This window comes from Mesorhizobium sp. WSM4828, from assembly GCF_055811175.1.
The window spans coordinates 82,775-104,455 of sequence record NZ_JBVVQK010000011.1 but is presented as its reverse complement, the minus strand read 5'-3'; the positions used below and the strand labels follow the sequence as shown (position 1 = coordinate 104,455).

Here is a 21,681-nt window from a genome sequence, read left to right as displayed (position 1 = left end):
GCCCGAAACTCCAACAATCGCGGCAGTTTTCCAGTGTGGTTTTTAGCGGCAAATTCAAAAGGATAAACCAATTGCGACGATATGGCCGTGGCACCCTTTCACGGGCATCGCCGGCGGGCGCGATAAGTACCTGGCGCCTCGCCCATCAGCCGCCGGAAACGACGATTGAAGGTTGATAGATCGTTGAATCCCGCTGCAAAGGCGATCGCCGAAATCGTCTGATCCGAGGTCCGCAGCCGCACGGCTGCCCTGTGCAGCCGCGCTCTCAGCAGGAACTGGTAGGGCGTCATGCCGGCGACGTGCCGGAAGGTGCGCAGGAAATGGTAGGGGCTGGTAGCGGTCTCGTCGGCGAGTTCGGCAAGCGAGATCGGCCGGTCGGCATCGAGTTCGATGCGCCGCACCGCTTCGGCAACACGCTTCTGGTCACGACGGCTCGGCGCGCTTTGTCCTTCCGTGGCGCCGTAAGCCGCTGTCACCGCTGCACCAGCAATGCGCAGGGCGAGTTCCTCGAACGCGCCGGTGTCGGCCATCTCGCGCGCCGCCTCCGCGTCGGCGAGCAGCGGCACCAGCGCCGGCAAGGGCGGCAGGCGTGGCCTGCCGAAATCGAGCGTCTTCGCGCCCGGCACGTCGGCGACGATCCGCTCCATATAGGCCGGTCCGAAATGGAAGGAGAGGCAGCGGTCGCCAGCGCCATGCTCATGCCCGCATTCATAGCATGTGCCGGGATTGCCGAGCAGGAGCGCGCCCGGCGCCAGCATCGCCGTGCCCTGGCGCGCACGATAGCGGAAGGTGCCGCTGGTTACGGCGGCAATGCAGAAATCCCGATGCTCCTCCTCGAATGGCCTGTCGGCGGCGCTGGCGGTGCAGATAACATCCGACACCTGCCAGCCTCGGCCCGACGCCAGCCTGTGCGCGCTCGTCGCCATCGCCGAAATATAGCAATTTTTCCCAAGCGCAGAACCCCTGTCGGCCTCTATGCTTGCCGGTCTCCTGACAAGATGAGAGCGAAGCCATGTCCAATTCCTTTGCCAAGGCCCTGCACAGCGATGGACCCGTACCGGCCCTTGCCGAGAAACTGAACCTTTACGGCCGCTTCGTCGGCGCCTGGACGTTCGACGCCACGCGCCATCTCGAGGACGGCCAGGTGCCGACCGGGCGCGGCGAGGTGCATTTCGGCTGGGTGCTCGAAGGCCGCGCGATCCAGGACGTATGGATCCTGCCCGCCCGTGACGCCGGCGCCTCGCCGTCGCTCGGCAAATGGACCTTTTATGGCACGACTTTGCGCGTCTACGACCCCGACGTCGACGCCTGGCACATCTTCTGGAGCGATCCGCGCAGCCAGTACTACAGCCGCCAGCTCGGCCGTGCCGAGGGCGACACCATTATCCAGCAAGGCGCAGACGGCACCGGATCTGCTGTGCGCTGGAGCTTTTCGCGCATCACCGAAAATTCGTTCCGCTGGCTGGGCGAACGCTCACAGGACGACGGCGCCACCTGGCGTCTCGAAGTCGAGTTCCTGGCGCGGCGCGCCGCGAGCCCGTGATCCGCACGGTTTCCACTGGCTCCGCTTTGCTCTACCAATCCCGATATCCGGCATTGCCGGCGGGGAGGGTCAGCATGCCGAGCTTCGACAGCCTGTTCAACGCCTTCGTCACCATACTTGTGACGATCGATCCGCCCGGCCTGGCGCCGCTCTTCCTCGCCGTGACCCGCGGCATGAACCGCGAGGAACGCAACCAGGTCTCCGTGCGCGCCTCGGTCATCGCCTTCCTGGTGGTGGCGTTGTTCGCAATCGCCGGCGCGTCGATCCTGTCAGTCTTCGGCATCACCCTGCCGGCCTTCCGCGTCGCCGGCGGCTTTCTGCTGTTCTTCATCGCCTTCGAAATGGTGTTCGAGCGCCGGCAGGACCGCAAGGAGAAGATCGGCGACGTCGCCATCACCAGGGACATGATCCACAACATCGCCGCCTTTCCGCTGGCGATCCCGCTTATTGCCGGTCCCGGCGCGATTTCGGCGACCGTCCTGCTCTCAAGCTCGTTTCAGGGTTTGGGCGCGCAGACAGCCCTTGTCGGCATCATCGCCATCTGCCTCGCCATCACCTACCTCGTGTTCGTGCTGTCAGAGCGCATCGACCGTATCCTCGGGCAAACCGGCCGTTCGATCCTGACGCGGCTGCTCGGCGTCATCCTGGCGGCGCTCGCCGTACAGTTCGTCGCCGACGGCATCAAGGCGCTGATGGCGACTTAGGAGCTGCCCTACGTCGCCGTCGTTTCAATGACTTCGAAGTCGTGGGTAATCTCGGCAGTCTTGGCCATCATTGCCGAGGCCGAGCAGTATTTCTCGATCGAAAGCCCGATTGCCCGCTTCACCTTGTCGTGTGACAGCGCCCGGCCCTTGACGACAAAATGCATGTGGATGCGGGTGAACACCTTGGGATCGGCTTCTGCACGGTCGGCATCGAGTTCGACCACACAATCTTCAACTGCCTCGCGCCCCTTTTCCAGGATATGGACCACGTCATAGGCCGAGCAGCCGCCGGTGCCGATCAGCACCAGTTCCATTGGGCTCGGCCCCGGTGTCTTGCCCTCCGGCCCAAACGCAGTGCCTAGCACCAGCTTGTGCCCACTGGCGGACTCGCCAATGAAAGTGCGCTCCTCGACCCATTTGACCCTTGCTTTCAACTGATACGTCCTTTCACCGCTCAAACGCACAACGTCCCGAAAATCCAAGACAGATTTTCGGGACGCCATTTCGTGGCCAAGATGCCGGCGCTTTTCGCCGCAAGGGCAGTCTGCCCCGAGAAATCAGAACGGAATTTCGTCGTCCAGCTCGCGCGACGAACCACCGCCGCCACCCTTGTTGGCGCCACCGCGATTGAAACTTTCGCCCGGGCCGGACTGGCCGAAATCGGAACCGCGGCTCGCACCACCACCAGCATAGTTGCCGACCTGGCCGCCGCCCTCGCCGCGCGCATCGAGCATCTGCAGCTCGCCGCGGAATTTCTGCAACACGATTTCGGTCGTATAGCGGTCATTGCCGGTCTGGTCTTGCCATTTGCGCGTCTGCAGCTGGCCCTCGACATAGACCTTCATGCCCTTCTTCAGATACTGCTCGGCCACCTTGGCGATCTGGTCGTTGAAGATCACGACATTGTGCCACTCGGTCTTTTCCTTGCGCTCTCCGGATGTCTTGTCGCGCCAGCTTTCCGACGTTGCGATGCGGATGTTGACGACCGGGTCACCCGAATTCAGGCGGCGGATTTCAGGGTCCGCCCCGAGGTTGCCCACCAGAATGACCTTGTTGACGCTACCCGCCATGACACTTCTCCGCGCTCATCCGAAACCAAATTTTTGTCGCTGCACCTTACAGGCTATGGATAATCCCTGCCTGCTGTGGCTGCCTTTTCCCACAAGGTTTTTGTTCTCTATTCGTTCTAAGTTAAAGGCCCTGCACTGTCAATAGATGTCAGTAACAAGTAGTGTCCTGGCGTCGAATTTCCACGAACCCTGAGATCGAGGCGAACTCAATGAAGATGGTCGAGCATGACGATCAGCCGCAAGAAGAATGGCGGGCGGGAGTAAAGACCCGCATGCATGTCTCGGCCTGCAACGGCGCAACTCAACTTTGCATATTTGAACAATGGGTCGAACCCACGGTTGGCGCCCCGACACATTGGCACCCGGTCGAGGAAGTGCTTACCGTCATCGCCGGCAGGGCCGAGATGTGGATCGATGATGAGCATCTCGTCTTGACTGCCGGACAGTCGCTTGTTGTTGCCGCGCTCAGGCAACATGGCTTCCGGAACGTCGGCTCCGAACTGCTTCATATCCATGCCGTGCTCGCGTCACCCGTTTTCGAGGCGACGTTTAGCGGATCTCCAGACATGGTGAGACGCTGGCTTCCGACGCCTTTGTAAAATCGCGCCCGTCGTAAAAACACCGCCTGTCTTAAAAAGCGGCTTGCCAAACCGATAAGTATAGACTTATGCTTTCGGAATGATCGAAGCAGAGATTTTTCGGGCACTGGCCGATCCAACGCGTCGCGCCGTCTATGAGCGGCTCGCCGACGGCGAGATGACGGTGTCGGAACTGCGCACTGGCATGCCGGTATCGCAGCCGGCGGTATCGCAGCATCTCGCCGTGCTGCGCGGCGCCGGCCTCGTCGTCGAGCGGCGGGCCGGCCGCAACGCCTATTACCGCGTCGATCCGAAGGGGCTTGCGCCGCTGCTCGGCTGGATCGAACGCTACCGTGCGTTCTGGCCAGAGCGCATCGAAAGGCTCAAGACGGTGTTGAAGGACATGGACCAATGACCAGCCGAGGCAAAGAACGCGCGGAAATGGCCGTAGACAAGATCGAGTTCGAGTGCGAACTGCCCGAGCCGCCGGAAAAAGTGTGGAGGGCGCTGACGGTGCCGGATCTGCTCGCGGCCTGGATGATGCCGAACGACATCAAGCCCGAAATCGGCAACCGCTTTGCCTTTAAAGCGCCGAATGCGCCGATCGAGTGCGAAATCCTCGACGCGGATCCCGGACGGCTGCTGCGCTACTCCTGGCGGGAGCGGCCGGCGCCCGGCGATACGCAGGTGCCGCCCGGCAGCCCCCTGGACAGCCCAATGAACGACAGCCCAGTGGACAGCATCGTCACCTTTACGCTCGACCGCACCGTTTCCGGCGGCACGCATCTGCGCATCGTCCATGATGGTTTTGCTCGGGCAGCAGTGCCGGAGATCGCGATAGCATGCGCCGGTTGCCGGCTTTCGTTTGAAGCGCGCACTCTCAAGCACAAGCAGATCGCCGCAAACACCCCGCGCCTCCTTCTGCGCGCGGCCTGAACCCGATCAGCCTACGGAGAAAAATAATGAGCGGCCTTGCCAATTTGGTGCCGATGGTGATCGAGCAGTCGAGCCGCGGCGAACGTGCCTTCGACATATTTTCGCGGCTGCTACGCGAGCGCATCGTCTTCATCAACGGGCCGATCGATGATGGCACCTCGGCGCTGGTCTGCGCCCAGCTTCTGTCGCTGGAATCCGACAACCCCGACAAGGAGGTCTCGCTCTACATCAACTCGCCGGGCGGCGTGGTGACCAGCGGTTTCGCCATCTACGATACGATGCAGTATATCAGCTGCCCGGTCTCCACCGTTTGTATGGGTTTCGCCGCCTCGATGGCCTCGTTCCTTTTGATGGCCGGCACACCGGGGCGGCGCATCGCGCTACCCAACACCAGCATCGTGCTGCACCAGCCTCTCGGCGGCTTCCAGGGCCAAGCCTCCGATATCCAGCGCCATGCCGAGGGCATCCTTCGCACCAAGCGGCGCATGACCGATCTTTACGCCCACCATTGCGGCCGCACCTACGAAGAAGTGGAACGCACGCTCGACCGCGACTTTTTCATGACTGCGCAGGAGGCCAAGGATTGGGGCCTCGTCGACCATGTTTTCGACACTCGCAAGCAGGCCGCATGAAGCACCTTCGAACCGAACTGAGCGACATGAGGGCTGGCAACTTTCAGCGCCGCCGGTCTGGCTTCGGCGCTATCGCCGCACTATAGTCAGGTGATGACCGCCAGCCGTTCATCCAGCCTATGCCTTGCCATTGCCGCCATTGTGGGCACGAACATGTTGGTCGGCGCGGCACTTGCCCAAGATAATTCGACGTCCTCGCAAAAGGGCGCCCTGCCCGGTGTGACCAGCGATTATCGCATCGCGGGGCCAGCCCCGCAGCCCGAGCCCGACGAGGCGCTTCCCAGCAGCGGCAACGGCACGTTCAAGATCGGCGATACCGACGTTCGGATTTCCGGTAGCATAACCATCGATGTCGCTACCGGCGGGATCAGGCCCCCCAGCCGGTAAGCTCGCCTGGTATGCACCACAAATGTGCGCTTCAAACGAACAGCCCCGCCATTGCTTGTGCAGCTGACGGGGCTTCTTGGATCTGAAATCCAAATTGCCGGGAGTTTCATGCCGGCTTTTCATTTCGGATGCTTCGCGGCGTTCAGCCGACGATCCGACTAGCAGTCTCTGATTGTTGTGGGGATCGGCAAGTCAACGTTGGCAGGTAGCGCAAAACGCCTGACCTGGTCACTTATACCTGCCGCGGCTCCAGCGACACGTGGAGCCTCAAGGAACTATCCGGTGGAGTCATGCCTCTGCTCTCCTTCTGTTCGTTGCGACTGTCGTCGAAGCGCTCATCGCATAACCCGCGGCGTCTCGCAGGCTAGCCCCAGGCCGCGAGGCCATCGAAAGACGGCCGGCTTCGTTGACGTCTGGAGTCTGCCCCCGTGACGCAGGGACGTCAACCTTGAATAGCCGGTTACCGAAAAATGTGATCGCGAGACGCTTTGTGAAGCCGGCTGTACGGGCAGCTTTTGTCAGGAGCGTGTTCGGCCTTTGTTCTTTCCGCTTGCCCGTTCGCGCGAAAGGCGGTTAAACGCTTTAGTCGAGAGTTGTGGCGTCTCTCGAAAAGGCGGCGAAATTGCCTACATAGGGGATGGTCGGGAAAACCCGCCCATCCCACGAATTCCAGATTCTGAGGCGGCGACCGGCGATGGCCGACCATAAATATCTCTCTATTCGCGGGGCACGCGAACACAATCTGAAGAATGTCGATCTCGACCTGCCGCGTGACAGCCTGATCGTCATGACCGGCCTGTCGGGGTCTGGCAAGTCGTCGCTTGCCTTCGACACCATCTACGCCGAGGGCCAGCGCCGCTATGTCGAGAGCCTGTCGGCCTATGCACGGCAATTCCTCGAAATGATGCAGAAGCCGGACGTCGACCAGATCGACGGCCTGTCGCCAGCGATCTCCATCGAGCAGAAGACCACCTCGAAGAACCCACGTTCGACGGTCGGCACCGTCACCGAGATCTATGACTATATGCGGCTTTTGTTCGCCCGCGTCGGCGTACCCTATTCACCGGCCACCGGCTTGCCGATCGAGAGCCAGACGGTCTCGCAGATGGTCGACCGGGTGCTTGCGGTCGAGGAAGGCACCCGGCTGTTCATCCTGGCGCCGATGGTGCGCGGCCGCAAAGGCGAGTACCGCAAGGAACTGCTGGAGCTGCAGAAGAAGGGGTTTCAGCGCGTCAAGGTCGATGGCGTCTTCTACGAGATCGCCGACGTGCCGGCGCTGGACAAGAAGTACAAGCATGACATCGACGTTGTCGTCGACCGCATCGTGGTGCGCGGCGATCTCGCGACGCGGCTCGCCGATTCCATCGAGACCGCGCTGAAGCTGGCCGACGGACTGGCGGTAGCGGAATTTGCCGACAGGCCGCTTGGCGCCAGCCAGACCGGCGAGGATTCGGTCAACAAATCGAAGAACGAGACACATGAACGCATGCTGTTCTCGGAAAAGTTCGCCTGCCCGGTATCCGGTTTCACCATTCCCGAGATCGAGCCCAGGCTGTTCTCCTTCAACAATCCGTTCGGCGCCTGCCCGACCTGCGACGGGCTCGGCAGCCAGCGCGCCATCGATGCCAGCCTGGTCGTGCCCGACGAGAATGTCTCGCTGCGCGCGGGCGCCGTCAGCCCGTGGGCGAAGTCGACCTCGCCCTATTATGCGCAAACGCTGGAAGCGCTGGGCGTTGCCTATGGCTTCAAGCTCGGCGACAAGTTCAAGGATTTGAGCGACGAGGCAAAGCAAGCCGTCCTGCACGGCACCGGCGAGCGCGAAATCACCTTCCACTACGATGACGGCCTGCGCTCCTACAAGACGACGAAAACCTTCGAGGGCGTCATCCCCAACCTCGAGCGCCGCTGGAAGGAAACCGAATCCGCCTGGATGCGCGAGGAGATCGAGCGCTTCATGTCGGCCACGCCCTGCCCGGCCTGCCGCGGCTATCGGCTGAAGCCCGAGGCGCTCGCGGTCAAGATCGCCGGCAAGCACATTGGCGAGGTCACCGAGCTGTCGATCCGCAAGGCCGACCAGTGGTTCACCGATCTGCCCGCTTCGCTCAACGACAAGCAGAACGAGATTGCGGTGCGCGTGCTCAAGGAAATCCGCGAGCGGCTGCGCTTCCTCAACGATGTCGGTCTCGACTATCTGACGCTGTCGCGCAACTCCGGCACGCTTTCAGGCGGCGAGAGCCAGCGCATCCGTCTTGCCTCGCAGATCGGCTCCGGCCTGACCGGCGTACTTTACGTGCTGGACGAGCCGTCGATCGGTCTGCACCAGCGCGACAATGCCCGCCTGCTCGATACGCTGAAGCATCTGCGCGACATCGGCAACACGGTCATCGTCGTCGAGCACGACGAGGACGCCATCCTGCACGCCGACTATGTCGTCGATATCGGCCCGGCTGCCGGCATTCATGGCGGCCACATCATCGCCCAGGGCACGCCGCAGCAGATCATGGCGACGCCCGCTTCGATCACCGGCAAGTATCTGTCGGGCGAGCTCGAAGTGGCGACGCCAGCCGTTCGGCGCGAGGCCAAGAAGAACCGCCGGCTGAAGGTCGTCGGCGCGCGCGGCAACAATCTAAAGAACGTCACCGCCGAAATCCCGCTCGGCACGTTTACCGCCGTCACCGGCGTGTCCGGCGGCGGCAAGTCGACCTTCCTGATCGAGACCCTGTTCAAGGCGGCGTCGCGCCGCATCATGGGCTCGCGCGAGCATCCGGCCGAGCACGACCGCATCGAGGGGCTGGAATTCCTCGACAAGGTCATCGACATCGACCAGTCGCCGATCGGGCGCACCCCGCGCTCCAACCCTGCCACCTATACCGGCGCCTTCACGCCGATCCGCGACTGGTTTGCCGGCCTGCCGGAGGCCAAGGCGCGCGGCTACCAGCCGGGCCGCTTCTCGTTCAACGTCAAGGGCGGCCGCTGCGAGGCCTGCCAGGGCGACGGCGTCATCAAGATCGAGATGCACTTCCTGCCCGACGTCTACGTCACCTGCGACGTCTGCCACGGCAAGCGTTACAACCGCGAGACACTGGACGTCCTGTTCAAGGGCAAGTCGATCGCCGACGTTCTCGACATGACGGTCGAGGAAGGCGTCGATTTCTTCGCCGCCGTGCCCGGCGTGCGCGACAAGCTGGAGACGCTCAAGCGGGTCGGCCTCGGCTACATCCATGTTGGCCAGCAGGCAACGACTTTGTCGGGCGGCGAGGCGCAGCGCATCAAGCTCGCCAAGGAACTGTCGCGCAAGGCGACGGGCAAGACGCTCTACATTCTCGATGAGCCAACCACCGGCCTGCATTTCCACGACGTCGCCAAGCTGCTTGAAGTGCTGCACGAGCTGGTCGACCAGGGCAACACGGTCGTCGTCATCGAGCACAATCTAGAGGTGATCAAGACTGCTGACTGGGTTCTCGATCTTGGCCCCGAAGGTGGTGACGGCGGCGGCGAGCTGGTGGCGTCCGGCACGCCTGAGGACATCGTTCGCGAAAAGCGCAGCTATACCGGGCAGTTCCTGAGGGAATTGCTGGAGCGGCGCCCCGGAGGCAAGCGCGAAGCGGCGGAGTGATGGCAAAGAACGGTCTCATCACGGTCCAAAGCCGTTTCGGCGTGGCCGAAACGATCGATCGCCTGGTCGAGACTGTGGAACGTGCTGGATTGCTGGTCTTCGCCCGCATCGATCACGCCGGCGGCGCGCGCAGCGTCGAAGCATCACTGCGTCCAACCCAGCTCCTGATTTTCGGCAATCCGAAAGGCGGCACGCCGCTGATGCAGGACCGGCAGCTTGCCGGCATCGATCTGCCGGTCAAGGCACTGGCCTGGGAGGACGAGCAAGGCAAGGTCTGGCTCTCCTACAATGACGCGCACTGGCTCGCTGAGCGCCACGGCTTGGGCGACGCCAGCTGCAATGCCGTCGCCGCGATAGCGGCGGGCATGGACAACGTGATTGCGGCCGCTGCCGGCGCGGGCCAGTTTTGATCATGAGAGCCGCTCGGGCCGATGATCTCCCCACGGTGATCTCGCTCACCACCGACGCCTACGCGCCCTACACTGCCCTGTTCGGAGCGCCGCCGATCCCCGTCACCGAGGATTATGCGCCGCGCATCCACCGCGGCGAGGTCTGGCTTTCGGAGCAGGATGGACAGACGGCCGGCCTGATCGTTCTCGAACGACATGCGGACCATACAATGATCTTCAGCGTCGCCGTTGCGCCCGCCTTTCAGGGCAAGGGTTTCGGGATCGGGCTGCTCGACGGGGCCGAGCGACAGACGCGCCTGTGGAGCTTGCCTGAAATCCGACTCTACACCAATTCCAGAATGGAACGGAACGTTTCGTTGTATAAGGCCTACGGCTTTCGCGAAACGGGTCGCCGGCCCAATCCATATCGGCCAGGATGGACGGTCGTCGACATGGCGAAAGCCATCGAGACGACCACCATCGCGTGATCCTTTTCTGAAAACCGGGAGGACGACTATGACTCAATCAGGAACAATCCGCGCCGGCATGGGCGGCTGGACCTTCGAGCCGTGGGACACGTCCTTCTACCCGGACAAATTGTCGAAGGCCAAGCAACTGCATTATGCCAGCCGGCAGGTGCCCACTATCGAGGTCAACGGCACCTATTATTCGAGCTTCAAGGAACCGACCTTCGTCAAATGGGCGAACGAGGCGCCGGATGGTTTCGTCTATTCGCTGAAGGGCAACCGCTTCGTCACCAACCGCCGCGTGCTTGGCGAGGCCGGGGAATCGATTATGCGCTTCCTCGGGTCGGGCGTCGCGGCACTTGGCGACAAGCTCGGGCCGATTCTGTGGCAGTTCGCGCCGACCAAGAGATTCGACCCGGACGACTTCGAGGCCTTCCTCAAGCTGTTGCCGGAAAAGCAGGACGGCGTTGCGCTGCGCCACGCGATCGAGGTGCGCAACGACAGCTTCATCGTGCCGGAATTCGCCGCCTTGGCGCGAAAGCACAAGGCCGCCATCGTCTATGCCGACCACGCCAAATATCCGGGGATTGCCGACGCTACTGGCGATTTCATCTATGCGCGGCTGCAGACCGGCAGCGACGATAATCCCGATTGCTACACGCGAAAGGCGCTCGACGAATGGGCGGCCCGCGCCAAGACTTGGGCGGAAGGCAAGGTGCCGGCCGATCTGCCGCGCGCCGATCCTTCAACCGACGCGCCGGTCAAGCCACGCGATGTGTTCGTCTACTTCATCACAGAGGGCAAGGTCCGCGCTCCATTCGGCGCCATCGCGCTGATGAAGCGGGTCGCCGGCTGACGCCTCGCTGTCGGTGGTCCGCCTGGCAGGGTCCGAAACTACCGGCTATGCGGCGCGTTCGTCCGGACGCCGATCAACCCTGACGATCTCATTGAAAGCATCGAGATCGACATAGAAGACCTTGGTGATCTCCGCGATGAGTTCGTCGTGTTCATACCCCTGCGATTTCAGAATGTTGATGGCTGTTAGGATGTCGACGCGCTCCGTGAGCCGTCGTTTCTGGTAGTCCTCGACATAGCGCTCCATCGACTGGCCCTGGCTCCCAAGCACCCGAAATGTTGGACGACAACAGATCGCTGGAAGGGAACGGCTTGCGCGCAAGCGTGCCGACGCGGGCCGCGCCTTCCCCTGATCTGCCAAGTTGAAACTGGTACGGAAAGCGGCCGACTCACCAAGGCCAAGCAAAATCTAGCACGCAATCTGCAGCGCGCCAGAGTTGCAAAGTAATGGAATCAATAAGAATTCAGACAGTCAGGAATTTGCGGACGTCCGCACGGTCGAGATCCTCGGCGGGGCCGGTATGGACGATCTGGCCGCGGTCCATGATGTTGACCTCGTCGGCCAATTCCCGGCAGAAATCGAGATATTGTTCGACCAAAAGCACGGCGATACCGGCCTGGTCGCGCAGATAGCGGACGGCGCGGCCGATATCCTTGATGATCGACGGCTGGATGCCTTCGGTCGGCTCGTCGAGCACCAGCAGTTTCGGCCGCATCACCAGCGCCCTGCCGATGGCAAGCTGCTGCTGCTGGCCGCCGGAAAGGTCACCGCCACGGCGCGCGAGCATCTGCTTCAGCACCGGAAACAATTCGAAGACGTGACCGGGAATGTTGCGATCGGAGCGCTTCAACGGCGCAAAACCCGATTCGAGGTTTTCCCGCACCGTAAGCAGCGGAAATATCTCCCTGCCCTGCGGCACGAATGCGATGCCCGACCGGGCGCGATCATACGCCGCGCTCCGGTCGAGCGCCTTCCCCTCGAAGGCAACGCTTCCGCTCGTCAGCCGATGATGGCCGACGATCGATCTCATCAAACTGGTCTTGCCGACGCCGTTGCGGCCGAGCACGCAGGTGATCTTGCCGGCGCCGGCCTTCAGCGAGACGCCGCGCAGCGCTTGGGCAGCGCCGTAGTGCAGCGTGGCATTGGAGACTTCAAGCATGGTCAGCGCTTTCTCCAACGCGTGAAGAACGAAAGGTCGAAATGATGGAACGGAACGCGCCAGACCATGCTTATCTCCCCAGATAGACTTCGACGACACGTTCGTCGGCCGAAACGAAGTCGAGGCTGCCCTCGGAAAGCACCGAGCCTTCGTGCAGGCAGGTAACCTTGACGCCGAGCTCGCGCACGAAATGCATGTCGTGCTCGACGACGATGACCGAATGGTCGCGCGCGATGTCCCTGAGCAGCCGCGCGGTTTCCTCGGTCTCGGCGTCGGTCATGCCGGCAACCGGTTCGTCGACCAGCAGCAGCTTCGGATCCTGCGCCAGAAGCATGCCGATCTCGAGCCATTGCTTTTGGCCGTGGCTCAGATTGGCGGCGAGCTCGTCACGCTTGTCGCCAAGCCGGATGATCCCGAGAATGTCGTCGGCGTGCCGCACGTCCGCGGCCGAGCGACGATGGAACAGTGCCGGGAAGATCGAGCGCGGGCCTTTCAGCGCCAGCATCAGATTGTCCTCGATCGTGTGGCTTTCGAAGACGGTCGGCTTCTGGAATTTACGGCCGATGCCCATCATGGCGATTTCGGCCTCGTCGTGTTTGGTCAAGTCGACCTCACCGTTGAAGAAAACCTCGCCAGCATCGGGCCGCGTCTTGCCGGTGACGATGTCCATCATCGTCGTCTTTCCGGCGCCATTGGGGCCGATGATCGCCCGCATCTCGCCTTTGTCGAGCACCATCGAAAGGTTGTTGATGGCGCGAAACCCGTCGAAGGAAACCGACACGCCGTCGAGATAGAGGATGGTGTTGCTCTTCGACATCAGGCCATCACTCCGCCGGCTGCGGTTCGGCGCCGGAGGCCGACCAGTCGCCCGGCCTTCTCGCCGCCGAGCGGTCGGTTTTCGGCGGCACCGGCGCATCGGGATCGATGCCAGCTTCCTCGGCGACGGAGGCCGCCCGCAGCGCCTTGGCGTTGCCCCGCCAGGAATCCCACATGCCGATGATGCCCTTGGGCAGGAACAGCGTGACGGCGACAAATAGTCCGCCCAGCGCAAACAGCCAGAATTCCGGCAGCACGCCGGTGAAACAGGATTTACCGGCATTGACCAGAAGCGCGCCGATGATCGGTCCGACGATGGTGCCGCGCCCGCCGACGGCCGCCCACACCACCACCTCGATCGAATTGGACGGCTCGAATTCGCCAGGGTTGATGATGCCGACCTGCGGCACGTAAAGCGCACCGGCGATGCCGGCCATCACCGCCGACACGGTGAAGGCGAACAGTTTGACGTTCTCCGCCCGCCAGCCGAGGAAGCGTGTGCGGCTCTCGGCATCGCGCACCGCCATCAAAAGCTTGCCGTACTTGGATCCGACGATTGCCCAGGTGACGAAGACGGCGAGCGCCAGCATGATGGCGCTGGCCGCGAACAGCGCCGAGCGCGTCATGTCGGCCTGCACGTTGAAGCCTAAAATGTCCTTGAAATCGGTCAGGCCGTTATTGCCGCCGAAACCCATGTCGTTGCGGAAAAAGGCAAGCAGCAGCGCATAGGTCATCGCCTGGGTGATGATCGACAGATAGACGCCGGTAACGCGGCTGCGGAAGGCGAACCAGCCGAAGACGAAGGCGAGCAAGCCGGGCACCGCAAGCACCATGACCGCCGCGAACCAGAAATGGTCGAAACCATACCAGAACCATGGCAATTCCTTGTAATTCAGGAACACCATGAAATCCGGCAGCAGCGGATTGCCGTAGACGCCGCGCGAGCCGATCTGGCGCATCAGATACATGCCCATCGCATAGCCGCCGAGCGCAAAGAAAGCGCCATGGCCGAGCGAGAGGATGCCGCAATAGCCCCAGACGAGATCGAGCGCCAAGGCGAGCAGCGCGTAGCAGAGGTATTTGCCGGTGAGCGCGACGATATAGGACGGCACGTAAAACGCACTTGTCGGCGAGACCGCAAGATTGAGCAGCGGCACGATGATGGCAACCGCCAGCAGGATGAAGATGGTGATGGCGACGCGGCGGTCGGCGCCGGCGGCAAAGAAGCGTCCCGTGATCATGCTTCCACCGACCTGCCCTTGAGCGCGAACAGACCGCGCGGGCGTTTCTGGATGAACAGGATGATCAGGACCAGGACGACGATCTTGCCGAGCACCGCTCCCGCATAAGGTTCGAGGAACTTGTTGACGATGCCGAGCGAAAAGGCGCCGACCAGCGTGCCCCAAAGATTGCCGACACCGCCGAAGACGACGACCATGAAGCTGTCGATGATGTAGCCGCGGCCGAGATTGGGCGAGACGTTGTCGATCTGGCTGAGCGCGACACCGGCGATGCCGGCAATGCCGGAGCCGAGTGCAAATGTTAGCGCATCGACCCAAGGCGTCCTGATACCCATCGAGGCGGCCATGCGGCGATTGGCGGTGACGGCACGCATCTGCAGCCCCCAGGGCGTGCGTTTCATCACGTAGAGCAGCACCGCGAACACGCCGAGCGCGAATACCAGGATCCAGAGCCGGTTCCATGTCACGGCAAGCTGGCCGATATTGAACGAGCCGGACATCCATGACGGGTTGCCGACCTCCTGGTTGGTCGGCCCGAAGATGGTGCGTACGGCCTGCTGCAGGATCAGCGAAACACCCCAGGTCGCCAGCAGGGTTTCGAGCGGCCGGCCGTAGAGGAAGCGGATCAGCCCGCGCTCGATGATAAGGCCGACGAGCGCCGCTACCAGGAAGGCCAGCGGCAGGGCAATGACCAGCGACCAGTCGAACAGGCCGGGAAAGGAATTGCGGATCACCTCCTGCACGACGAAGGTCGTATAGGCGCCGAGCATGACCATCTCGCCATGCGCCATGTTGATGACGCCCATGACGCCGAAGGTGATGGCCAGGCCGATCGCCGCCAGCAGCAGCACCGATCCGAGCGATATGCCGTACCAGATATTCTGGCCGGCATCCCACAGCGCCAGCGTCGAATTGATGTTGGCGATCGCCGCCGTCGCCGCGTCCTTCACCGCACCTTCGGAATTGGCCTCCACCGAAGTGAGCAGCGACACCGCATCGCGGTCGCCGCGCGCGCCGATAAGCGCGATAGCCGCCAGTTTGTCGGCCTCCGGCCTGTCTGAAACGAGAACCGAGGCGGCGCGTGCCTGTTCGAGCAGCGCCTTGACGCTTGCCACGCTCTCATTGGCGATCGCGGTGTCGAGCGGCTCGATGTTCGCCGCGTCCGGCGTCTTGAACATTGTGTCGGCGGCGGCAATGCGTACGGCCGGATCCTTGGAGCCAAGCGTCAGCGTGCCCAGCGCGTCGCGGATAACGCGGCGCAGCGTATTGTTGACCTTGATCTTGGTGATGTCGGCCTTGGCAGCTTCGCCCGATTTTTCGCCGGTGAATGCATCGAGCAGCTCGATGCCGCCGCCGCTCTCCTTGCCGACAAAGACCAGTGAATCGGCCTTGCGGACGTAAAGGCTGCCCTCCGCAAGCGCGGCAAGCGGCCGTTCTACGGCTGGATCGCCGGATGCCGCAAGCTCGCGCACCACGGCTTCGATCGCCGGAAAATTGGCAGCGGTGGCGAATTTGGCGATGACAGCGCGCAGATCGGCTTCGCTGGCGTTCGACGGCGACAGCGTCCCCAGGAGGAGCAGCAGCATCAGGCCAATCGCGCGGATCAAGATCATTGGTTTCTGGTGGCTGTTGAAGGTTGAATGTCGCCTCCGGGCAGGCTGGAGGAGGAGCCTGCCCGGAGGCTTGCGGGTCTGGGAGGACAGACCGGGAGGATCAGTTGGTTCCCTTGCCGCCGCATTTGCCGGTGGCAACGTTGAAGTTGCCGCAAGACAGAGGCGCGCGCCAATCGGAGATCAGGTCCTTGGAGTCAGGCAGATAGTCGGACCACTCGTCGCCCATCACCAGGCCCGGCGTCTGCGAGACGGTCTCGAACTGGCCGTCGGCCTGGATCTCGCCGATCAGCACCGGCTTGGTGATATGATGGTTCGGCATCATGGTCGAATAACCGCCGGTCAGGTTCGGCACCGAGACGCCGACCATGGCGTCGATGACCTTGTCCGGATCGGTGGTACCGGCCTTCTCGACCGCCTTCACCCACATGTTGAAGCCGATATAGTGGGCTTCCATTGGGTCGTTGGTGGTGCGCTTGTCGTTCTTGATGAACTTGTGCCAGTCGGCGATGAACTTCTTGTTCTCGGGCGTATCGATGCTTTCGAAATAGTTCCAGGCGGCGAGATGGCCGACCAGCGGCGCGGTGTCGAGACCGGCAAGCTCTTCCTCGCCGACCGAGAAGGCCATGACCGGAATGTCCTCGGCCTTGATGCCCTGGTTGCCGAGCTCCTTGTAGAACGGCACGTTGGCGTCGCCGTTGACGGTCGAGACGACAGCGGTCTTCTTGCCGGCCGAGCCGAACTTCTTGATCGCCGAGACTTCGGTCTGCCAGTCGGAAAAGCCGAACGGCGTGTAGTTGACCATGATGTCTTCCGCAGCAACGCCCTTTGCTTTCAGATAAGCCTCGAGGATCTTGTTGGTGGTGCGCGGGTAGACGTAGTCGGTGCCTTCGAGCACCCAGCGCTTTACCGAACCGCCATCCTCGCTCATCAGATAATCGACGGCCGGAATGGCCTGCTGGTTCGGCGCCGCACCGGTGTAGAACACGTTGCGCTCGCTTTCCTCGCCCTCATACTGGACCGGGTAGAACAGGATGTTGTCGAGTTCGCTGAACACCGGCAGTACCGACTTGCGCGACACCGAGGTCCAGCAGCCAAACACCGCCGCGACCTTGTCCTTCGAGATCAGCTCGCGCGCCTTTTCGGCGAACAGCGGCCAGTTCGAAGCCGGATCGACGACCACCGCCTCGAGCTTCTTGCCGAGCAGGCCACCCTTGGCATTCTGCTCTTCGATGAGCATCAGCATGGCGTCCTTCAGCGTCGTCTCCGAGATCGCCATGGTTCCCGACAGCGAATGGAGGATGCCGACCTTGATCGTGTCGTCGGCCGCCTTGGCGGGAACGCTCATCAGCAGGCCGGCGGTGACCACACCGGCCGAAAACATTTTTGCTATTGTCGAGAAACTGCCCCTCATACTTTTAAACTCCCAAGCTGGTTAACTGCATCGGAACAGACCATGCAACGGCTGTGCCAATCACCGGAGCAAGGTCGGGGGATTTGAGATTTCCCAGCTCTGTCAGTCGGTTAATGTATTAGCCGCAGGAGATGAACCTCGCCTGCTATGTTCGAAACGAGAAAGGATCATCCATATCAGCCTAAGTTTTACTCACATATAGACCAATGCCCGAATTTTGAGCAGCATCATATGAGCGCTGGCGAGGATTGCAGCGCCGGAGCGAAATGAGGCAAGCTCGAACCCTTAAGCGAGCGACGCCATGGCCTTTAGAACTTCTTGCATTTTCACCGCCATTCTTCTGCTGGCGACGACGATCGTAGCGCGCGCCGGCTTCAGCGACGGCAAGTTGCCGGACGGCTCCTATCATTGCGAAGTCTATCTGCTTGGCATGTTCCTCAGCCTCGGCGACATCACCATCAAGGGAAACGTCTATAGCGGTCCGGTGAGCTTCGGGATCCCGCCGCAGAGCTACAATTACCAGATGGATGCAGACGGCGTGATCACCTGGCTAGGTCCGCTGGGCGGCTACACCAGTGGCGGCAACTCGATCTCGCTTACGCAAGCGACGCTGGAAAGCGGAACCACCCCGTCCTTCGACATCATCATGAAGCAGCCAGACGGCGCCTTTACCGCCTCGACCTGCACGAAGCGTTGAAAAAAGTACGGCACCTGGCGAGGTTTCCCCCCGAAGCGGAAAGCCGCCTAGCTCTCCGCCGCCAGATCGAGCGCCAGCCGGGTCATATCGGTGAAAAGCCCCTGGCGTTCGGAATAGTCGGTTTGCTCGCCGGTTGCCACGTTATCGACGACGGTCAGGATCGACAGCGCCCGGGCACCGAAATCGGCCGCAATGCGGTAGAGCGCGCTGGTTTCCATATCCACGGCGAGCGCGCCCTGGGCCTGCGCTTCGGCAAAGCGTTCGCGCCCCTGCGGATGATAGAAAATGTCGCTGCAGATCGTCAGCCCGGCCCGATAGTCGATGCCGAGTTCAGCAGCCCGGGCCAACGCCTGGGCCAACAATGCAGGATCGGGGCCGGCATCGGCACGATAGAGCCCAAAAACCTGGCCGCTCTCGGCATTTTCGCCGCGCACCGATTGTGCGATCACCAGGCTGCGCAGCGCCATCTCGGCGGTCAGGCCACCGCACGTACCAGTGCGGATCAACGTTTTCGCACCATAAGAGTCCAGCAGCTCATGCACATAGACCAGGAACGACGGGACGCCGATGCCGGTGGACTGGATGCTGACAGGTTTGCCGCGAAACAACCCGGTAAAGCCGAGCGCGCCGCGGCGGCGGTTGACGCAGCGCGGCGCTTCCAGAAAGGTCTGCGCCATCCATTCAGCGCGCTGCGGATCGCCCGGCAGCAGCACCGTGCTTGCGTAGTCGCCCTTGCTTGCCTCGTTGTGTGGCGTCACGGCAGCTTTCCAAAACCCGTCGCCCGTTTCGCCTGCAATCATGGCAGCCTCGCGACATTGCGCAAGCAGAGCATTGGAAGGGTCAGGATTCCAGCATGTCCTTTACGATGGTGGCCAACTGCTTGAGCGAAAACGGCTTCGGCAAGAAGCCGAAATGCGCGTCTGCCGGCAAGTTCTTGGCGAACGCGTCTTCGGCATAGCCGGACACGAAGATAAACTTGATGTCGGGCTGCCGTTTGCGCAATTCGCCAAGCAGCGTCGGGCCGTCCATTTCCGGCATCACCACGTCCGACACCACGACGTCGACCTTGCCCCCGAGCGCTTCGTAGACTTCAAGCGCCTCGACGCCCGACGACGCCTCGTGGACGGTGTAGCCGCGCGATTTCAGCGCCCGCATGCCGCCCATGCGCACGGCGTCCTCGTCCTCGACCAGCAGCACCGTGGCCGAGCCCGACAGATCCTTGGCTGAGTCGGCGATCTTGGCAGGGGCGGCCGGCACTTCCCCAGCCTCGCCCGCCTTCCTTGCCTCCGCAATGTGCCGCGGCAGGAAGATGCGGAACACGGATCCCTTGCCGACTTCGGAATCGCAGAAGATGAAGCCGCCTGTCTGCTTGATGATGCCATAGACCATGGACAGGCCGAGGCCGGTTCCCTTGCCAACCTCCTTTGTCGTGAAGAAGGGCTCGAAGATCTTTTTCAGCACATCAGGCGCGATGCCGCTGCCGCTGTCCTCGACCTCGACCAGCACATAGTCGGCCGGAGTAAGTTCGCGGTAGGAAAAGGTCTTGCACTCTCCGGCGCTGACGTTGCGGGTGCGTACGGTGAGGTCGCCGCCGGCCGGCATCGCATCGCGCGCATTGACCGCCAGATTGACCACCACTTGCTCGAACTGCCCGATATCGACCCTGACCGGCCACAGGTCGCGGCCATGGTCGATCTTGAGCTTGATGTCGTTGCCGACCAGCCGGGCAAGCAGCATCCTGAGATCGGCGAGCACGTCGGTCAGGTTGAGCACCTCCGGCCGCAGGGTCTGCTTGCGCGAGAAGGCCAGCAACTGCCGCACCAGCGAGGCCGCCCGGTTGGCATTCTGCTTGATGTTCATGATGTCCGGGAATGACGGATCGGACGGCCGGTGATTGGTCAACAGCAGGTCCGAGGCCATGATGATGGCGGTCAGCACATTGTTGAAATCATGCGCGATGCCGCCGGCGAGCTGGCCGACCGCCTGCATCTTCTGGCTCTGCGCCATCTGGCCCTCGAGGGCCTTTTGCTCAGTGGTCTCCACGGCATAGACGATGGCCGATTCCTCGGCGCCCTCGCCACCGGTACCGTCTGCGACCGCATTGACGTAGAAGCGTATGTGGCGCTCCTCATTGCCGGGCAGCACCGTATCGATCGGCTCGATGTCAGCCTGTTGCTGGCGTGCCTTTTCGAACGCCGCGGCGAAAGCCGGCCGGTCTCGCTCGTGGATCGCCGTATCCAGTCGCACACGCCGATCGACCGCGTCGCGGTCGACGACCGAGGAAAACAGCGACAGGAACGGCGCATTGGTGCGCAGGATGCGGCCGGCATGGTCGACGCCGGCTATCGCCATCGGCGTTGAGTTGAAGAACCGCGTGAAGCGTATTTCCGATGCGCGGAGGTCGGCCGAAGCGTCCTCGCCTTGCGTCCGGTTGAGCACGATGGTGCGAGTCGGGCCGTTGAGGCCCTCTCGGCTGGCCGAGACACGATGCATGAAGCGCACCGGCAGCGCCTCGCCGGTCATCGTCGTCAGATCGAGGTCAATAACGGCATTGCGCGTGGTACCCGCGTCGGCCTTGACCGAACGGACCAGCGCCATGCCGTCGCCGGCGACGATCTCCGGCAGCGTGATGGCGCCGGGGGTGAAGCTGGCCAGGTCGATGCCAAGCCACTCCGCAAGGGTCGCGTTGATATAGGTGACGCGGCCTTCCTGGTCGGCGGAAAAGAACCCGGCCGGCGCATGGTCGAGGTGGTCGATGGCCTTTTGCAGGTCGAGAAAGAACCGCTCCTGCTCGGCCCGTTCCTGCGAGATATCGGCAAGCTGCCAGGCAAGCACGGGCAGCCGCTGGCCGGGAACGCTGAACGCGCGGGCCCGGACGCGGTACCAGCGCGCGCCCGGTTCGGCGCCTGGCCGAATGGACTGCGCGAGCCGAAACTCGCCGTCGCCCGGCTGGCCGTCCCGCAGGCCTGACGCCAGCCGGTATATGGTCACCGAGGCCTCGGGAACGTCTGAAAGCAAACCTTCGACGGTCTTGAGGTCGGCGGCCGACTCGGCACCCGTCATATCGGCATAGGTGCGGTTGGCGTAGATGATACGGCCTTTGGTGTCGGTGACCAGGAGACCTTGCGACATCGAATCGACGAAAGCTTTCGACAGTTCGTCGCTTGTCGAGCGCGGCGTGATGTGCACGAAGCCGATCGCAGTGGCGAATAGAAAGCCGACGCCGATCATCGCCAGCACGCCAAGCATGCCGAGCAGGAATGGATCGCCAAGTCGCTCGCGGAAAAGGCCGAAGACGATCGCTGCCCCTGTCAGGACGACGATGAAAACGATGAGCCGGGTGACCGCTCCCGGTCGCGTGTTCTGGTCGACGATAGGTACCGGATAGAAATCGCCGCGCGCTTCCTTGGCCATGTGCCCCCTGCTCGTGAATACCGGTGTCGGTTGAATCATATTCTCAGGGTCGGGAAAAGGCCCGGCTGCAGATGTCCGCTAAAAATGACGCCGTTCGGCTCCCAGCGTTTCAAGCTGTTCACGAAGCGTGAAAGGCAACTTGCGGTGGCCTG

23 protein-coding genes are annotated in these 21,681 nt (G+C 62.4%); 12 read left to right on the top strand and 11 right to left on the bottom strand.

Annotated elements, in window-relative coordinates:
• Positions 1 to 98: 98 nt before the first annotated feature.
• Positions 99 to 926, bottom strand: a complete 828-nt coding sequence (locus AC0L2X_RS15035; protein ID WP_473559779.1) for a helix-turn-helix transcriptional regulator — start codon at positions 924 to 926, stop codon at positions 99 to 101.
• 86 nt (positions 927 to 1,012) lie between these two features.
• Here AC0L2X_RS15035 and AC0L2X_RS15030 point away from each other — a divergent pair, with 86 nt between their 5' ends.
• Both AC0L2X_RS15030 and AC0L2X_RS15025 read left to right on the top strand, forming a co-directional pair.
• Positions 1,013 to 1,543, top strand: a complete 531-nt coding sequence (locus tag AC0L2X_RS15030) for a hypothetical protein (RefSeq protein WP_473559777.1) — start codon at positions 1,013 to 1,015, stop codon at positions 1,541 to 1,543.
• Between the two features lie 74 nt (positions 1,544 to 1,617).
• Positions 1,618 to 2,247, top strand: a complete 630-nt coding sequence (locus AC0L2X_RS15025) for a MarC family protein (protein WP_473559775.1) — start codon at positions 1,618 to 1,620, stop codon at positions 2,245 to 2,247.
• Positions 2,248 to 2,255: 8 nt separating this feature from the next.
• Here the strand turns inward: AC0L2X_RS15025 and AC0L2X_RS15020 are convergent, their stop codons facing one another.
• The gene (locus AC0L2X_RS15020; RefSeq protein ID WP_473559773.1) at positions 2,256 to 2,681 is read right to left on the bottom strand and encodes an OsmC family protein; all 426 of its coding nucleotides are present in this window, start codon (positions 2,679 to 2,681) and stop codon (positions 2,256 to 2,258) included.
• A gap of 123 nt (positions 2,682 to 2,804) precedes the next feature.
• A complete protein-coding gene (locus tag AC0L2X_RS15015) occupies positions 2,805 to 3,317 on the bottom strand; it encodes a single-stranded DNA-binding protein (RefSeq protein WP_352448761.1) in 513 nt (170 codons plus the stop codon).
• 209 nt (positions 3,318 to 3,526) lie between these two features.
• On the opposite strand from AC0L2X_RS15015, the gene AC0L2X_RS15010 reads away from it, so the two are divergent.
• The 9 genes from AC0L2X_RS15010 (at position 3,527) to AC0L2X_RS14970 (ending at position 11,178) form a co-directional block, all read left to right on the top strand.
• Positions 3,527 to 3,916 carry a cupin domain-containing protein gene (locus tag AC0L2X_RS15010; protein ID WP_473559771.1) on the top strand — a complete coding sequence of 130 codons (390 nt, stop codon included), beginning with the start codon at positions 3,527 to 3,529 and terminating at the stop codon, positions 3,914 to 3,916.
• A 79-nt stretch (positions 3,917 to 3,995) separates the two neighbouring features.
• Entirely contained in the window at positions 3,996 to 4,310 is a 315-nt protein-coding gene (locus tag AC0L2X_RS15005; RefSeq protein WP_352491584.1) for an ArsR/SmtB family transcription factor, read from the top strand.
• Positions 4,307 to 4,831 (top strand): SRPBCC family protein, encoded by a 525-nt coding sequence (locus AC0L2X_RS15000; RefSeq protein WP_473559768.1) that lies wholly within the window; start codon positions 4,307 to 4,309, stop codon positions 4,829 to 4,831. Before AC0L2X_RS15005 ends, AC0L2X_RS15000 begins: the two co-directional genes overlap by 4 nt.
• A gap of 26 nt (positions 4,832 to 4,857) precedes the next feature.
• Positions 4,858 to 5,463, top strand: a complete 606-nt coding sequence (locus AC0L2X_RS14995) for an ATP-dependent Clp protease proteolytic subunit (protein ID WP_254817374.1) — start codon at positions 4,858 to 4,860, stop codon at positions 5,461 to 5,463.
• Between the two features lie 93 nt (positions 5,464 to 5,556).
• Entirely contained in the window at positions 5,557 to 5,850 is a 294-nt protein-coding gene (locus tag AC0L2X_RS14990) for a hypothetical protein (protein WP_352491586.1), read from the top strand.
• 694 nt (positions 5,851 to 6,544) lie between these two features.
• A complete protein-coding gene (uvrA, locus tag AC0L2X_RS14985; protein WP_473559766.1) occupies positions 6,545 to 9,466 on the top strand; it encodes an excinuclease ABC subunit UvrA in 2,922 nt (973 codons plus the stop codon).
• Positions 9,466 to 9,876, top strand: coding sequence for a DUF302 domain-containing protein (locus tag AC0L2X_RS14980; RefSeq protein ID WP_473559765.1), 411 nt, complete (start codon positions 9,466 to 9,468; stop codon positions 9,874 to 9,876). The genes uvrA and AC0L2X_RS14980 overlap by 1 nt, the downstream gene beginning before the upstream one ends.
• Complete coding sequence (locus AC0L2X_RS14975; RefSeq protein ID WP_473559763.1) at positions 9,873 to 10,343, top strand: GNAT family N-acetyltransferase; 471 nt, start codon at positions 9,873 to 9,875, stop codon at positions 10,341 to 10,343. The genes AC0L2X_RS14980 and AC0L2X_RS14975 overlap by 4 nt, the downstream gene beginning before the upstream one ends.
• Positions 10,344 to 10,371: 28 nt before the next feature.
• Entirely contained in the window at positions 10,372 to 11,178 is an 807-nt protein-coding gene (locus tag AC0L2X_RS14970) for a DUF72 domain-containing protein (protein WP_473559761.1), read from the top strand.
• A 45-nt stretch (positions 11,179 to 11,223) separates the two neighbouring features.
• Here AC0L2X_RS14970 and AC0L2X_RS14965 read toward each other — a convergent pair whose 3' ends face one another.
• The 6 genes from AC0L2X_RS14965 to urtA all read right to left on the bottom strand — a co-directional run bounded on the left by AC0L2X_RS14965 (position 11,224) and on the right by urtA (position 17,418).
• Positions 11,224 to 11,424, bottom strand: coding sequence for a hypothetical protein (locus tag AC0L2X_RS14965; RefSeq protein WP_352491591.1), 201 nt, complete (start codon positions 11,422 to 11,424; stop codon positions 11,224 to 11,226).
• A gap of 217 nt (positions 11,425 to 11,641) precedes the next feature.
• Positions 11,642 to 12,337 (bottom strand): urea ABC transporter ATP-binding subunit UrtE, encoded by a 696-nt coding sequence (gene urtE / locus AC0L2X_RS14960; protein WP_352491592.1) that lies wholly within the window; start codon positions 12,335 to 12,337, stop codon positions 11,642 to 11,644.
• Positions 12,338 to 12,407: 70 nt separating this feature from the next.
• Entirely contained in the window at positions 12,408 to 13,154 is a 747-nt protein-coding gene (urtD, locus tag AC0L2X_RS14955; protein WP_473599947.1) for an urea ABC transporter ATP-binding protein UrtD, read from the bottom strand.
• 7 nt (positions 13,155 to 13,161) lie between these two features.
• A complete protein-coding gene (gene urtC / locus AC0L2X_RS14950; RefSeq protein ID WP_473559757.1) occupies positions 13,162 to 14,394 on the bottom strand; it encodes an urea ABC transporter permease subunit UrtC in 1,233 nt (410 codons plus the stop codon).
• Positions 14,391 to 16,007, bottom strand: a complete 1,617-nt coding sequence (urtB, locus tag AC0L2X_RS14945; protein WP_473559756.1) for an urea ABC transporter permease subunit UrtB — start codon at positions 16,005 to 16,007, stop codon at positions 14,391 to 14,393. Before urtB ends, urtC begins: the two co-directional genes overlap by 4 nt.
• Before the next feature lie 100 nt (positions 16,008 to 16,107).
• Positions 16,108 to 17,418, bottom strand: a complete 1,311-nt coding sequence (gene urtA / locus AC0L2X_RS14940; protein ID WP_473559754.1) for an urea ABC transporter substrate-binding protein — start codon at positions 17,416 to 17,418, stop codon at positions 16,108 to 16,110.
• A 301-nt stretch (positions 17,419 to 17,719) separates the two neighbouring features.
• Here urtA and AC0L2X_RS14935 point away from each other — a divergent pair, with 301 nt between their 5' ends.
• Positions 17,720 to 18,115: a hypothetical protein gene (locus AC0L2X_RS14935; RefSeq protein ID WP_473559752.1), complete on the top strand. Its 396-nt coding sequence runs from the start codon at positions 17,720 to 17,722 to the stop codon at positions 18,113 to 18,115.
• 47 nt (positions 18,116 to 18,162) lie between these two features.
• Here AC0L2X_RS14935 and AC0L2X_RS14930 read toward each other — a convergent pair whose 3' ends face one another.
• Positions 18,163 to 18,873 (bottom strand): purine-nucleoside phosphorylase, encoded by a 711-nt coding sequence (locus AC0L2X_RS14930; protein WP_352491597.1) that lies wholly within the window; start codon positions 18,871 to 18,873, stop codon positions 18,163 to 18,165.
• A gap of 82 nt (positions 18,874 to 18,955) precedes the next feature.
• A complete protein-coding gene (gene cckA / locus AC0L2X_RS14925; protein ID WP_473559750.1) occupies positions 18,956 to 21,529 on the bottom strand; it encodes a cell cycle histidine kinase CckA in 2,574 nt (857 codons plus the stop codon).
• Positions 21,530 to 21,681: the final 152 nt, after the last annotated feature.